Consider the following 17,244-nt stretch of genomic DNA (forward strand, 5'->3'; position numbering starts at 1 on the left):
ATCTTCCACCATGTAATTCAGGCGCGCCGTCGGATAATCCGGGTCCAGCGGCACATAGGCCCCTCCAGCTTTGAGGATACCCAGCAGTCCTACCACCATCTGCAGAGAGCGCGGGACACACAGCCCCACCAGCGTATCAGGCCCTACGCCGTGTTCAGCACGCAGATAACGCGCTACCTGATTGGCCCGCGCGTTCAGGGCTTCATAACTTAAGGACTGTCCTTCAAATACCAGGGCCGTGGCCTGTGGCTGCTGACGCACCTGCGCCTCAAACAGCTCATGCATGCACACATCCTGCGGATACGCCACTTCTGTGCGGTTCAGGTCGTGCACTAAATGCTGTACCTCTTGCGCACTTAACATGGTCACGTCAGAGAGACAACATGCTGTATCTGGTAACACCTGTTTCATGACTTCTAACAGGTGATCAGAAAGGCGCTGAATTGTGGCTTCCTTGAAAAGGTTGGTGTTATAAGCCCATTGCAAGCTTATTCCATCGTCTCTGACCACTGCATCCAACTGAATATCAAATTTTGCCATCACAAAATCCGTGTAGAAGCGCTCAAATTGGAGGCCTTCAATGGAAAAATGCTCGGCTTTGTTGGTGTTCATGGACAGAACAATTTGAAACAGAGGATTATGTTGCGTGCTGCGCTCGACGTTGAGCTGATCCACCAATTGTTCGAATGGAATGTCCTGGTGGGCCTGAGCAGTAAGGTTAACACTGCGGGTTTGTTCAAGTAGAGCAGAAAAACTTTCTACATTCTGAATATTGTTTCTCAGCACCAGTGTGTTAATGAAAAAGCCCACCATACCTTCCGTGGCCTTATCAGTTCTGTTAGCAACTAAAGTGCCCAAAAGCACATCATCATTGTTACCATTGCGGGCTATCACTAAGGTTAGCAAGGCGTGTAACACCATGAAATTAGTGTAGTTAAAAGCTTTTGCCACCTCATTAAACCTGGATGCCAATTCAGCATCTACCTCGCAAAAAACATAAGCACCATTGAAGGTATTGGTCTTAGGTCTGGGGTAATCCAGCGGTAAGCTATGAACAACTGGCGCTTCCACAAGTTGTTCCGCCCAATAATCCAACTGCTTTTGCAACACGTCACCCGTAAGATAATTACGTTGCCAAGCAGCGAAATCAGCGTATTGCAAAGTCATTGACGGTAAAACTACCTCTTCACCCGCTATGAATGCTTGATATAAGGCAACAAACTCTTTGACCAATATGCTCATCGACCAGGCATCAGAGGCAATATGGTGTACGTTAAACAGCAATACCCCTTGCTCACTATCCAGCTTCAGCCAGGTTATTCTAAGCATGACATCCTGTTTAATGTCGAAAGGTTGTTGTTCGTCCAGAGTAGCGAGGCGGATCACTTCTGCCTCCTTGTCTGCATCGTCGATAGTTGACAGATCCAGCATTCTTACATTGGGCTCTACATTATCTAAAATGATCTGTACGGCTTGCTCATTTTCATATCGATACACGGTACGTAAAATTTCGTGCCGCTTAATGATATGAGATAGCGCCAAGTTAGCGACTTCGAGGTTAAACTGACCCTGGACCTTGAAGTAAATAGGCATGTTGTAAAGTGCCGAACTTCCCCTCTCCAATTGATCGATAAACCAGAGTCTCTGCTGAGCAAACGACAAAGGTATTGGTTGAGTTCTATCAATTTCAGAAATAGCTGGTCGCGTAGGGTCAGCCGCCACTTCAGAAGCATTAGCATTAATAAATTGCGCCAACGATTCGATAGTAGGGTTTTCAAATATTTCTACGACCGATATTTCATATCCCAGTCTGTCTCTGAGCGCCGACACCAGACGAACTGTTAATAAAGAGTGACCACCTAAAGAGAAGAAGTTGTCAAGTACACTTATCACGTCTTCCGCTACGTTGAGAAGCTCAGACCAGATATCTACAAGGTCTTTTTCTAACTGGTCTCTGGGAGCGACGAATTCCTTGTTACTACCGAAGACTATTGGCTCAGGAAGCGTGCTTTTATCAATTTTACCACTGGGAGTCAGCGGCCATTTATCAATGAGGACAAACGCCGACGGGATCATATGTTCAGGTAAAACTCTGGCTAAGCCCATTTTCAACTGACTAATCAAGTCTTCCATGGATACTTTAATGGTTTTGGCTGCTTCGAGATAACCCACCAGTTGCAGGCTTCCTGTGCCAAAATCTTTGGCCACTACCACGCAGTTTTTCACATCGGGTAATACCAACAGCTGCTGTTCGATTTCACCCAGCTCGATTCTGTGACCTCTAATTTTCACCTGATCATCTGCGCGCCCAAGATAATCAATAAAACCGCCTTCGGATACACGCGCCAGATCCCCTGTTCGGTACAATCGGCGACGCTGACCATCACCCAAATCAACGTAGATGAAACGCTCTGACGTCAGCTTTTCATTATTGAGGTAACCTCTTGCCAAACTATTTCCACCAATATACAGCTCACCAATGCTGTCCTGAGGCAATAATTGATGTTGATCGTTGAGTACAAAGTGCTGATAGTTAGCCAGTCCATGGCCCAGGGAAAGTTTGTAATTGTTAGCCAGTTTGCGAGTGACGTGATTGGTCAAGGACCAGACAGTTGCTTCCGTAGGGCCATAGCAGTTAAGAGGTTCAATTTTTAATTGTTTGAACTTTTTCAACAGTTCTTTAGAAAGGGCTTCACCACCCGTTAAGGCATTAAAACTGTAAGCTGGTTTTAAACCAGCCTCAATCAGTTGAGTCCAGCGTGATGGCGTTGTCTGTATAACGCTGAAAGGCTTCTCATTAATGTAGCGTGCCAGGGCAATAGGATCATCAGACATCTCATTGCTGGCGATCACGCAGGTGCCGCCAGTTGTCAGGCATCCCAGCCATTCAAATAATGAAATATCAAATGAAATAGTAGTGAGTAACAGCCACGGAGCTGGAATGTCTATTTGTGGTAAAGCGCCCGTCATGCCCTGTATAAAATTAACAGCCGCTTTGTGTTCTATCATGACGCCTTTAGGCTTTCCGGTAGAACCAGAAGTATAAATCACATAAGCAAGGTGGCTTGGAGTTAAATCTGGGATTTGAAATTCTTCACAATCATATTGACTCAAGCTTTCATGCAAATTATCAACAGCAAAAATTTGGACGCCGGGTCTGGAAAACTGACTGTGTAAAGCAGACTGAGTCAGAATCATGGCCAGACCGCTGTCGGCAATCATATGCTCAAGTCTTGAAGCAGGATAATTTGGATCCAGCGGGACATAAGCGGCGCCGGCCTTTAATGTCGCCAGCAAAGACACCACCACATCGATACTGCGCTGCATTGCAATACCTACCATGGTACCGGTTTGCACGCCTTTGTCCCTTAGAAGACAGGCTAGTTGATTAGTGCGCTGATGCAGCTCGAGATAAGTTATGGAGTGACCACCAAATTGCAAAGCTGTCGCTGATGGGTTTTGTTTAACTTGTTTAGCCACTAAATCTTGGATGAGCTGGCCCTCTGGCAGGGCTAATGCGGTTTCATTTACTTCGTTTAGCAGATAGTTTTGCTCAGCCGAACTCAGCATCGGTAGTTCATAAAGGCAGGCTTCAGGCGTAGCGACAATACTTTCAATTAGATTGCTAAGATGCTGCGCATACGCTTCGATTTTCTGTTTTTTAAACAAGGCAACATCATATATCCACTCGGCTTTGATACCTTTATCTGACACGCTCAGGCACACTTCTAAATCAAACTTCGCCGTCGCGATTCCGGTACCTGTGGGTTGCAGCCTTACCCCAGGTAAATGGATAACCGGTTCTTCATTAGTGTTCATATTGAGCAGAATTTGGAACAGCGGCGCGTATTGTGTTGAACGCTCAACCTTTAGCTGATCCACAATGGTGTCAAATGGCAGGCTCTGATGAGCTTGGGCATCCAGATTCACTTGTTTGATTTTTGCTAGAAAATCCAAAAAGCTTTGACGCTGGTCAACCTGACACCTCAAAGGCAGATTATTGAGGAAAAAACCAATTAACGGGTCTAGCTCGCTTTGTAATCGATTGGCCACAGGCGTACCAATGACGATATCTTCGCTATTACTGTGCTTATTGATCAATATGGCTAACGCCGCGTGCATAAACATAAACGGCGTGACGCCATAGCGTTTGGCCAGCGCAATCACCTTTTGGGCTACATCAGCAGACTGCGTGAGGCTTACCACTTCACCAGCATGCTGCATCATCATGGGACGCTTATTGCTCATGGGCAAGCTGTGTACTTTGGGTGCGCCGTCCAGCTGCTGGATCCAGTAGTTAAGCTCCTCTTCTAACGCTTCACTACTAAGGTATTCGCGCTGCCAATGTGCATAATCGGCGTACTGAATGCCCAGCTCAGGCAAGGGGTTGGGCAAGCCGACATTGTACGCTTTATATAGGGTCAGAAACTCCTGGATCAGAACCGCGATACTCCAGCCATCGGAGGCAATATGGTGCATATTAAACAGCAATATGCCTTGCTTCGCGTCCTTGTCAGTATTTAACCAAGTGACGCGCAGCATGACATCCGTCGCCAAATCAAAGGTGCCTACAGCATCTTGTGTCACAGCCCATTTGATTTCCATTTCCAGTTCATCGCCCTCGTATTGATTTAAGTCATGTCGGGCTATTTTCCAGTGTACATCGGATCTAATGCGCTGCATGGGGGACTGGTCTGATTGCTCATAAACGGTGCGCAATATTTCATGACGTTGGATTATGGTTAAAAAAGCGCGCTCAGCTACATCAACATCGAAGTCACCATTGACATTCAACGCCGTTGGCATGTTGTAAAAAGCGGTATTTGCTCTGCCGAACAAATCTATAAACCACAATCGTTGCTGAGAGTAAGACAACGGCATCAGGTCTTGTCTTACTACTGGCACAATTGAGCCAATACCGCTACGCTGCTCTTGAGCCATTAAATAAGAGAGTATATCCTCTTTGTTTTCTTTAACTTTCTGTTTAAGCTCGTCAGGAAACGCTCCGGCTTCGGCCACAAAGTTGAGTTTATTGTTTTTAACATACAGGGCGATGCCGAGTTGTTTTGTTTGTTCAACAAGTTCTTTTACTGACATGATTAAAGCTCTCCCTCTTCGATCTCTTTCCCTGCTTCACTAAGCTCCTTGTGCCTGATTTGAGCAAGTGAGTGATGCGTCACAATATGGCTGGCCAACATTTTAATAGTGGGGTTAGCGAAGAACTCATGAATTGACAGGTTTTTATCCGGGACTTTGAATTCGTGACGGATCGCGGCAATAACACGAGTAATAAGCAGAGAATCCCCACCTAACTCGAAAAAACTGTCCAAAACACCGATTTGATTAATACCCAGCAACTGCTGCCAGATTTCCACGAGTCGCAACTCTACAGGCCCCTTAGGTGCTACATAGTCATTGATGACATCAGGACGGTCCGACGTTTGTACCTGCTTACCTATTTCAATATCTGAATTTACCCACTTGCTGATGCGGCTGTCTAAATTGCCGCATGAGTGCACAATCTGTGGTGCATCTGCCGTGCATAGAGCATGCAATAGCGCTTTGATACCCTGCTTTGGAGTTACAGCAAAGTACCCTGAACTCTGACTCGGTTGTTGTTCGAAATCCCATCCATCCCAGTTGATGGACAGCCAATTGTCTTCCCCAGACAGGTGTTTTGCTGCCACAAAACTATCCATGTAGGCGTTTGCTGCGGCATAGGCAGTAAATCCAAGACCACCCAATATGGCGGCAAGCGACGACATTAAAACAATGAAGTCGGGTTCCCGACTTGAAATCACCTTGTCCAGCACCAACAATCCTTTGATTTTGGCACTGTATTGCTGCTCAAAGTGCTCAGCGTTCAACAAGCTCAGAGGAACTGCAGAATTGTGTACCTGGCCAGCGGCGTGGATTACACCATTTACCGTACCGTAAGTGTGCTCAGCGAACGAAAATGCGCTCTCCAGAGATTGCTCGTCACTCACATCAGCCTGGACTAGCCTCACCTTTGCACCTTGGGCAAGCAGTTGCTGAACTTGTAAGAGTTTCACGGCCAGTTCATCACCTTGTTCCGCACCATCAATGTACCTTTGCCATTGATCGTCGGAAGGAAATTGACGACGGCTCACCAACACCACGTTGGCCTTGTATTGCTCTGTAAGTTCAGCAGCAATTGTCAAACCGATTTTGCCAAGACCACCTGTAATGAGGTATACCCCGTTTTTACGAATCTGGTTGCTGGCACCTTTTGCAGCCTGCACGCCTTTGCGGTAGTGACTTATCCATCTTTGCTGGTACCTTAACGCTACCTGAAAAGGCTTGTCTTTGAGTAGTGATTCTTTAACGATGGCCTTCGCATAATTTTCTGTGACCTGAGAGGAGGTTTCTGTAGTCAGAGACAGATCGATAAGTTGACAGTGCACTCCGGGGTATTCTTGAGGAGCAACCAAAGCTACGCCAGAGGTGGTGGCTGCTGCAGGGTTAATCTGCTCACAGCCATTTACCTGTATGCTATTGGCAGTCACAAAGCTTACCTGTAATTTGCCCAGCTCCGGATTGGCTGTAAACGCCTGTAAAGCCAGCACTGCACTGCGGTTTCCGACTCTCTCACAAACATCGAAATCTACCGATGATGCCCCCCCCAAAGACGAACTCACACCTGCACAGTGGATCATTCGATGCGGAAACAATGACTGTGACTGCAGTACTTCAGTTAAACGTTCAAAGTCAGTTTTACTTTGAGAGTTGACGGTGAAGCTATTGGCTGAATTTTGTGCGAACTGCGCAGCCAAACGCACCTGAACGACCAACTGATTTTGTTTTTCCAGGGTCGCAATCAAATCGTTAGTCAGCTGAGAATCCTCGCCGAGCACCATCCACACATCGCTTTGCGCTGGTTGCTCTGATGCGAGTTTTTTAACGGATTGCAGCTGCCAGCACCTGCGATAGAAAGTGTTTTCAACATCTTCGGGGTTGGCGACGTGCTCATTGCCGACATCGTTCGTTTCGGCGGCGTCAATCCAGTATTCTTTGCGTTGAAATGGATATGAAGGTAGCGAAACCCGATAATTGATTGCTGACGATGTAATAGATTCTCGATCAACTTGTCCACCGAATTTCCAAAACTCCCCAAGGGTTTTAAGCCAGAATGTGTAATCATCTGTGTTATCCCTTACGTGAGGCAAACAAGAAAGGACTCTTACATCGCCCTTGCCTTTTTGCTTATGGGCAAGCATGGAAAGGCTGGTACCAGGTCCAACTTCCAACAAAATTACGGTATCATTTGCATGAGCATCAAGCAGACATTTCAGACCGTCACCAAAGCGTACCGGTTCGCGCAAATGTCGCCCCCAGTATTCCGCCGTTGACACCGACTCGTTTGCTTGCATACCAGTCAAATTGGAAATAAACGGCAATTCAGGGGCTTTGAGAGAAGTCGCATCTATGCTCTCTACCAAAGGTTCAACCGCAGCCTGCATCATTGACGAATGGAAAGCGTGTGAGGTTTGCAGGATTCTGAAATCCGCATTCAGGTTTTTCAGTTTGTCTTGTAATGGCGATAATTGCCGTTCAGAGACCGAGATAACACAAGCCCTTGGTCCGTTAATTATTGCCAGTTCAGTCCCAGTTTCAGCCAGTACAGATTGCAAGTCTTGCTCACCAAGTGCCACTGAAACCATGTACCCGGGTTCCATGGAATTCATCAAGATACCGCGGCGCGCGACAATTCTAATTGCCTGCTCCACCGACATAACACCAGCCAGTGACGCTGCCGTATATTCCCCAATACTATGACCTATCATGCCATTAGGCTTGATTCCCATATCCATTAGCAACCGGCCAAGGCTCCATGAATAAGTAAACAGCAAAGCCTGAGCGTAGTGAGTTTGATTGACCAGCTCCGATATCTCATTACTTCGCTCATCCTCTAAAGCCAGAAACTGACGCAAATCTACATCCAGTTCGTGTGCGAATAAATCTGCACAGAAATCAAAGTAACTGGCAAAATGCGCAGATTCTTTATAAAGAGAACTTGCGGCTCCGTAATATTGACTGCCTTGCCCCGGAAACATAAATATAACTGCGACATCTTCAACAGCAGGTCTGCTTGTTACTGGGTCACGCCAAGCGGCTTCCAACTCTGCAACGCTGCTAACAACCTGTGTATCACGCCAAGCAAATGCCGTTCTGCCCATTCTTAGGGTATGTGCAACATCTGAAATGGATAATTCAGGATGTTGCTTTAAATGACTAACTAACCGCTTGCGCGTCTCGTCCAACGCCCCCTTGGTACGTGCCGATACCATCACTAGCGAGCTAAACTGTTGTCCATCAGCATGCTTTGGTTGTTCAGGCGGTTGCTCCAGAATAAGATGGGCATTGGTGCCACCGATGCCAAATGAACTAACCCCTGCCCGGCGAGGCGTTTTCGATTCTGGCCAGTCCATCAGCTCACTGTTCACCGTGAACGGACCATTGCTAAACTCAATTGAAGGATTCGCTCGCTCAAAGTTGATAGATGGTGGTATTTGGCCATACTTTAAAACCTGAAGCGTTTTGACCACGCTGGCCACTCCGGCAGCGGCATCAAGGTGACCAATGTTGGGCTTTACAGCACCAAGATAAGCGCCTTGTCGCCCCTGTTTGCCATATGCACGGTTTAGCGCTTTAACTTCAATAGGATCGCCCAATGAAGTCCCGGTTCCGTGGGCTTCAACGTACCCCACAGATTCTGGATCTACATGCGCATTTTCAAGGGCTTTACGGATCACATCAGCCTGACCGGTAACACTTGGTGCTGTATAACCTGCTTTGTATTTACCATCATTATTCAAGGCTGATCCTTTGATAACACCATGAATATTGTCTTTGTCTCTGATGGCATCTGACAGCCGTTTTAACACCAGCAAAGCGCCGCCATCACCACTTCGGGTGCCCGTCGCGTCTGCGTCGAAAGTGCGGCAGTGGCCGTCTTTTGCCAATATACCACCCTCCTGATAGGTATAGCCTTCAGATCCAAATTGCCCTACTTTTGCGCCGCCAGTGATTGCCATGCGACACTCGTTACGCAAAATACTCGTCATCGCCAGATGAATAGCTACCAGTGAAGTGGAGCACGCCGTGGATACGGTCAATGCTGGTCCATCGAGGTTGAGTTTGTGGGATAAACGCGTAGCGGCAAAATCACGACCGTTACCGAACTGCACCTCCATACCCAAGGTTTTTACCATCTCTTTGTGAGTTATCAGGTTATTAATGAAGTAGAAGCTCTCGCCCACCCCCACAAATACACCTACATTGCGTTTTTTAGCTGCATTCCCATAACCTGCATCGTCGAGAGCTTCAACAGCTACCTCAAGCAACAAGCGTTGCTGAGGATCCATTAGCTGTGTTTCACGCGGTGTGTAGCCGAAATAATCCGCATCAAAAGTTCGAATATTGTCTATTGCTGCGCCTGCACTAATGTAATTTTCATTATTGAATAATTCTTCAGGAACACCAGCTTCAGCCAGTTCCTTTTCAGAGTACCAATGCAGCGATTCGTGACCTACTTTCAGGTTTTCCCAGAAAGTACTGACATCTCCGGCATCTGGAAAGCGGCCGGCCATACCAATAACGGCGATGGGTTCAACACTAAGCTGAGTTTCGATGTCGTGATGTTCATCGATTGCTGAATCTTCTTCGAGGCCTGTGATAAAAGCTGCCATTGAACGAATAGTGGGATATTCAAATATGTCTGTCACTGTTACATCAAAACTACCCATGTCCTTCATTTTTACAACTAATTGGAAGCTTAAAAGTGAGTTACCACCGATATCAAAAAAGTTATCCAGAACGCTGATTGGATCTCGCTTCAACAAATCTTGCCAAATGGTTAGCAGGGACTTTTCTACAACAGATTTAGGTTTGCTAAATGCTGCTCCCCGGACCTCATATCCCCAATGTTGCCGTAAGGCATCGCGGTCAATTTTACCATTTTCGGTGAGAGGGAATGCCGGCATGAACGCGTAATGATTAGGCAGCATGTATTTGGGGACACGCTGCTTAAGATATGTTTTGATTTCATCAATTAGTGCCTGACGCTGGGTCACATCAGACAAATCGACAGCTTCTGTCGGGATGACATGAGCCGCTAATTGTTGTTCCCCATTGATGTCACGCACCAGCACAATTACATTGGAAACTCTACTCAACTGACTAATATATGACTCAATCTCACCCAGTTCAATCCGATAACCATTGAGTTTAGTTTGATTGTCTTTGCGAGCGATGAAGCTGATATTTCCATCATTGCCCCGTCGCGCAAGGTCACCGGTTTTATACATTTTTTGGCCCGGGTAAAAGGGATCATTCACAAAAGCAGTTGTAGTTGCGAGACTGTCATTTAAGTATTCGGTAGCAAGGCCCGCTCCACCTATGTAAATCTCTCCCTTGATACCTTCCAATACAGGATGTAGTCGTTCGTCCAGAACGTAAATGCGGGTATTGTCGATAGGCTTGCCAATGGGCACTGCTGCAGAGACGTCTGTCGCGGCATCAAATTGGTAAATCATACAGCCCACCGTTGCTTCTGTGGGTCCGTATTCATTATAGATTTTTGCACCTGGTGGCAGTTTCGATAAGACTCCGGCAGCCAATGAGGAGGACAATTGCTCGCCACCAAGAATAAACCTGTTCAGAGCAGATTGGCTGATATCCATTTCGCTAATCAGGCTCAGGTGTGCCGGAGTCAATTTAACTAAAGACATTTGCTGATCTGCCACCAGTTTCGCCAGTGTTTTAACAATATCACTTTCGGCAAAAACCCGAATGCCAGCGCCACATACAAGAGGGGCAAACAGCGTTGTTACTGTCAGATCAAAGCCGAGCGAAGTGAATAATGGCATCTTATCACCAACTGATATGCCATAGCTTTTCACAGCCCAGTTAATGTAGTTGCTAACCCCTTTATGCGGTACTACAACCCCTTTGGGTTTGCCCGTGGTACCCGAGGTGAACAGCACATAGCAGGGTGAATCTTGTGCAACCTCAATATCGGGATTGTCAAATCTCAGACTGCTATGGGCTATCGTGGTTATATCCAGAGATTGACCTTCATAGCCCTTTGGCTCAGTTCCTTTGTAAATCAGAAGTTTGGTATCACTGTCTGTCGTTATCTGATTCACCCTAGCGACGGGTAAACTGAGATCCAGTGGAATATAGGCCGCGCCGGATTTCATGATGCCAAGAATCGCTGCCACCACATCAGTGCAGGCTGGCATAAAAACTGAAACCTTATCACCCACGCCAATTTTCATTTCGCCTAGTTGAGCAGCCAGTTGATTAGCTTTGTTATTTAATTCGTTGTAGCTTAAGGCGTCATTGCCGGAAGTATCGTCAATAGCAATGGCATCAGGGGTTTCCAATACCTGTTGTTCAAACCATTTAAAAATTGGCAGCAATGCCTGAGACTCGCTATCGGTCTCCTGATCAAATTGGATGAGCTTCTGGCGTTTTTCCTGTGTTAGGAAGTCTAACCGGTTTGGATCCGCGTCAGGATTGCTCCCGATGTCTTGAAGAATAAGCCCGTAAAATGCGTAAAACTCCTTCAATTGCGATGGTGCAAAACGATCAAGATTGGCATCGTGTTTGTGCTCCAATAAGGTACTATCTGTAGGATGCAGATTGAAAACTGAGTTAAAATCAAAGTTTGTTTTTGAGTAGTCAATAACCTCTTCGCATTCAATTTTACCGCTTCGTCCCAGGCCGGCACTGGCAATAGAATGAAAATGTAGAAAGTTAAAAGCAGTGTCAAAAAGGTTTCGCGTGCCGTACTCTGCCTGCAAAACACCCAGTGGGTAATTTCTGTGTGGAAGTACTGCAACTTCAGCCTTATAGGCCTGTTTTGCCAATTCAATCCAGCTCGCTACACCTTCAAGAGTTAAGGTAACAGGCAAAATATTGAGGAACATACCACGGGTATTAATGCCACCTTTAGCTTCGAGACGGCCGTTGAAGTTTAGCCCTGTCGTAATACGACTTTGACCTGTCATAAGGGAAACCAGACGAGCGTGAGCCGCAAGCAGTACTGATTTTAATGGCACTTCGGCTTTCTCCACCACTTTGTTCAAGCCTTCGAGAATTTCAGGCGGCAGGTATTCGTCATGACGGTGCTGTCCCAAAACGGCCATTTCAGCGTCGTCGGCTTTTGTTGGAAGTTCTGATACGGCACAGTTTTTCATGACTTCCTGCCAATACGCCTTGGCCTCAGGAGAAGCAATGGTCTTTCGTTCCTTTTGAATAAATTCCGCGTATGTCACGGGGCTTTTTTCTAATGTGTGTTCGCTCCCAGACTTAAAGGCAAAGTAAAGGTTACAAATGTCGATTAAATTAAGATGGGTACTCCAACCATCAGAAATTGAGTGAGGTTCAATAATGGAAAAGGCAAAACGTACATCTGAAAACAGGTGAATATATAGTTTGATTAACGAAGGTTTTTTGATGTCAATCAGTTTGAAGTTTTCTCGATCGATCCACTCGTGCATAATTGCTTTTTGTTGGGTTTCGTCTATGTGACGCAGATCTTCATAGCCTACATTTAATTCAGCGTGTTTATGCACCAATTGCAAAGGTTGGCTAAAAGCGTTCAGATCAAACGAGGTGCGCAGCATGGGCTCTTGGGCCAAAAGGGTGTCTACCGCTTTTTGCATCACGGCAAGATCGAAGGCTTCTTCAACCTTGAATATAAAAGTTGCCACGTTGTGGTAATCAGGTGGCGTATCAGACTTGCGCCGCTTGTTCATGTGATAAAGCATACCCAGTTGCACTGTTCCCAGTGGAAAAGCATCTTCAATATCAGTTGGCAGCCGCTCTTTGTCCTGTTCCGACAGGAGGGAAAAAGGTTGGTATTGCTTCTTCTTCTTAAGCATCAGTTCAAAAAGTTTACGTTTTTCAGGACTAAGTGATACGAGGCGTACATCTTGTTGAGTCATGCTTATAGCTCCTCTTCCAACTCGGCTAGCTTAAGGGCCACTTCTTCTTCACTGAGATCATTTAGTTCATTCAACAGAGCCTCTACAGTGCATGCATCTTCGGAGTTAACCTGAACTTTATTTTCTAATGCGAATTGCGCCAGCGCTTCGATATTAGGCAGATTAAACAAGTCTTCTACCGACAGTTCGTAGCCAGACTCGTTAATGCTGGAAACCAACTGTACGGCGCGAATAGAATCACCCCCCATGACAAAAAAGTTGTCTTTAATACCCACATTTTCCAACTTGAGCACTGCCCGGAATGCGTCCGAAAAACTCTTTTCTACGTCGTTTCTTGGGGCTACATATTCCACCTTAGAATTAATTAAATCTGCTACATCAGGTAAAATAATCATGTCTACTTTGCCATTTTGAGTGAGCGGAAACTCCTCCAGACAAATGATATGTGCGGGTAACATGTACGCTGGCAGAGTATCTGAAACCGTCTTGTGCAAGTCTTCCAAAGTAAGGTGCTGTGTAGTTTTCACATAAGCGATTAATTCAACTTCATCGAACTGGTTGTGACCGGCTTTGACCACGACATCGTCAACCGGAAGCGCCTTTTTGAGCACTGCTTCGACTTCACCAACCTCCACGCGATGACCACGAATTTTCACCTGACTATCATTGCGTCCAAGGTACACAAAACCATCGGCTTCTAGCCTCACCAGATCACCAGTTTTGTAGAGTCGCTTGTGAGTACCATCCGGCAAGGCGAGCTCAATAAACCGTGACGCAGTGAGTTGTGGCTGTTTTAGATAACCTTCGGCTAACCCTAAGCCACCTATGTACAGCTCCCCTGTGCAATAACGAGGTAGAATTTTCATATTATTATCGAGAACATAAAGTTCTGTGCCGCTGATGGGATGACCTATGGGGATCATCTGGGCTGCCGGCTGCTCACTGCGGCACTTGTATAAACAACAACCTACAGTGGCTTCAGTTGGACCATATTCATTGAAAATATTGAGGCTCGGGAAATCTCGCTGTAGCATTGCAATATCTGACTTATACAAAGCTTCACCACCCACAACCAAAGTGTCTATGGGGAAATCCTCTGCCGTTGTGTTTTCCAGCCAGGTAGCAAGGACTTTCAGGTGTGAAGGTGTCAGTTTTAACATGACCTTTTCAGATTGCTTCGCAAGAGTAGCTTGCAAGGCATCCACGCCTACTGCATCAGCTACCATCACGACTTTTTTGCCAATCGTCAGTGGTGCAAGCAAGCCAGTGATGGTCAAATCAAAACCTATTGATGTGTGAACCACTGCTCCGCTGCTGTTGGTGAGATATGTGTGAGTACTGTGCTGAATATAATTGCTAAGAGCGGCGTTGGAAATCACGACCCCCTTTGGCTTACCTGTAGATCCCGAAGTATATAGGATGTACGCGGGGCTGCTGCTGTGAATAGCAACTTCTGGATTCTCCGTGGACAACTGGAGTTGTTCAGAGCCATCTTTGTCAACGCATATAGTCGTACCCTGCCACACCTTCAGCGCATCATAACTACCAGACTTCTTATCGGTTAGAACAATATCCGCATTTTCCAAAATCACAGTGGCACGCTGTGGCGGCGTTTTGGGGTCGATGGCAATAAATGCTGCGCCAGTTTTGAGTACTGCTAACATAGCGATACTCAATTCAAAACTTCTTTCGAAACAAATTCCCACCAGTTTTTGGACGCCAATACCACCTGCTAAAAGTTGATGGCTTAATTGATTAGCTTTTTGATTTAACTCCTGGTAAGTCAGGTTGTCATCATATGACTCCACTGCGATATTCTGAGGGTAGATAGCCGCTGTTTGCTGAATCATGTCAACGACTTTTAACTCATGATTATATTCTGTAGCTCTACGTAAGTGAGCTGCGTCATCTGTCGTCGTGACGAGGTGCTGCGCATCGAGACTCTTAGAAGTATCCCAGTTGGCCTGCAAAGCTACCAGAGACTTACGCAAAACGTCTATAAACTCCTGACTATAGCGGGTAGCATTATATAAAATCCGAGCTTGCAAGTTGCCATCTGCAAAGCGACAGCTGAGCTTAAGAACACACTGGTCGTTAACCAATGAGCTGCTGAGTAAACAAACCTCGCCTGAGAATTTGTCGGAAAAAACAGTATTTTGCAGACATTCAAAACCGATGCTGCCCGCCAGCTCTGTGTTAGGTATCACTGGCATACTCATCTGATTGCTATTCAGCTGACCAATATTACGTTTAATCTGGCCCTGTAACTGCTCACCGGTCATTTCTGACTTTACTGCCATTACAAGTGGCAACATACGTGAATAGGGCCCTATACCCAGAGTAAAATCTTCCGATATCCTGCCATCAAAATGAACCAGAACAGCTAACTGTTCGGCACCAGAGAAGCGTGCCAGAATTGTCATCCACAGAGACAATAGCCATGAGCTATCAGCTTGCCCGGGAGCCGTGTTTGACAGTGCAAACTCACTGCTTGATCGCTGCTCATAACCCTTGGTATTGGATTCGCCAGGCAATTTGGCGAAGGGTAATTGTTTATTGGCGTTCTTCTGCCAGAATGCTCTGGCAGGTTCGTCTTCCTGCACCACATCATCCTGCCACTGGGAAAAGTCCACATATTGAACCGACTCGTCAGTTTCGTCAGATTGAGCCAGTTCAAAGCAAATCTGTTCAAGACTATGATGATCACAAACTAAAGATGAAATATTCAAATGCAGTGTCTGTAAGCCAGAGTCTGAAACATATAATGTGGCCTCAATTAGATTATCAAGGCTCAACGAGACATTACCGTCAATGGTATCTGGTTCCTCTTGGCTGACTGCCCATCTCATATCTGTAGCTTCTTCAGAGATCTGCTGTACAGGTTCTTTCATGCCAAGTTCCTGGACAAATCGGGTGCGAAAGATTTCGTGGCGATTGACCAGACTTTCAAATTTTGCCTTCTGTTGCTGCGGTTCCAGACTAGAGTCTAATTGTATAACTGCCCGATAATAAGGCAGCTGGGAACCCACAGATGCTGAATTTAATACTTGTCGTTGCTGATGTGATATCAGGAAATTGAGTTCTTCGTTTAACGCCATAATAGCATCCCTAGCATTAATAAGTGCGGCGCCCCACCTTTTGAAACGTGAAGCACTTTGATGTTGTTTTTTTAGTTATTAAGTGTTAAAAACTGCCCATATCTCCGAAACACACCAGGATTTTACGCTCTCCTTCAAACGGGTTTCGAGCATGCGCTTTTAAGATGTTGTCTACCAACAACAAGTCACCCTGTTGCCAGTCAAATTCAATGTGGTTTTTGCGATACAGATCCAAAATCTCGCTCATGATGTCGTCTCCAATTGGACTTCCGTCACCAAAATAGCAATTGCGGGGGTAGTCTTTTTCGTCACTGTATAGTCGCTGAAGTGCCGCTCGGGTGTTATTATCCAGACAAGAAAAGTGCCAGTGCTGAGCCTGATTGAACCAGCTCCACTCACCGCTGACCGGGTGCTGCCAAACCGCTGGTCTGACGGAAAAAGTGGACAATCGATCTCCACCACGCCATTCGAAGTCCATTTTTTGTTCTTTGCACAGTGCTTCCACTTTGGCTTTGTTGTCGGTGCCGAAGATAGTCTTCCAACCCAATCCAATTCTGTTGTCGGGCCCATAAGTCCTGACGTACATGACTTGCTTATCGACAAACTCTTGCCTGATATCAGGATCCATCTGTTGGTAAACAGAACGACTATCCACAACAGGTGTCTGCCCCCCTGTAACGGCAGGCTGCGCACAAGCAAAAATGGCTTTTCTCGGCCATCGAAGATTGAAGGTGTTTTCGTTGTGCCAAAGCAGGAATTCACTTTTGGTGTATTCAACCGGGATCTGAACTTCACCAGCCTCATCAATTCGCTGGTGCTCAGTATTCTCTTTAAACACTGAGTCCATCACCAGCTTTGAAAAGTCGGAAACGCCTTTTACGGTTGCCAGTGAAAAGCCTCTGAACAACAGAGCTCCATGCTCCACGAGCAACTTATCAATAACCGAGCGGTTGGCGCTGGCCCAGACATGGGCATCAATATGACTCGCTGCAGGCTTGATAACCAGCGGTGAATCGGGCGTATCATAAAGACTTTCCCACACAACCAGATTGAGAGCGCTCTTGTCAATAGATAACCTGACGGCGCCACGCTTAAACTCTTTACGCACGGGAGTGGTAGCTGCTGATGCGTCTTGTGAAATAATTTGAGATTGATTTTCCGACATTGTCACA

4 protein-coding genes are annotated in these 17,244 nt (G+C 46.2%); all 4 read right to left on the minus strand.

The features are described 5' to 3' along the window. Window positions 1–5,097: non-ribosomal peptide synthetase (locus tag BLW68_RS15665; protein WP_092795412.1), on the minus strand; the 5,097-nt coding region annotated here is incomplete at its 3' end. Between the two features lie 2 nt (window positions 5,098–5,099). Continuing rightward, on the minus strand, window positions 5,100–12,974 hold the full coding sequence (locus BLW68_RS15670; protein WP_092795414.1) for a hybrid non-ribosomal peptide synthetase/type I polyketide synthase: 7,875 nt from the start codon (window positions 12,972–12,974) through the stop codon (window positions 5,100–5,102). Between the two features lie 2 nt (window positions 12,975–12,976). Then, window positions 12,977–16,072, minus strand: a complete 3,096-nt coding sequence (locus tag BLW68_RS15675; protein WP_092795415.1) for a non-ribosomal peptide synthetase — start codon at window positions 16,070–16,072, stop codon at window positions 12,977–12,979. Window positions 16,073–16,157: 85 nt separating this feature from the next. Then, window positions 16,158–17,237: a TauD/TfdA family dioxygenase gene (locus tag BLW68_RS15680; protein ID WP_143039973.1), complete on the minus strand. Its 1,080-nt coding sequence runs from the start codon at window positions 17,235–17,237 to the stop codon at window positions 16,158–16,160. Between the last annotated feature and the right edge of the window lie 7 nt (window positions 17,238–17,244).

Source organism: Rheinheimera pacifica, from assembly GCF_900108485.1.
In the GTDB taxonomy this organism is placed as follows: domain Bacteria; phylum Pseudomonadota; class Gammaproteobacteria; order Enterobacterales; family Alteromonadaceae; genus Alishewanella; species Alishewanella pacifica.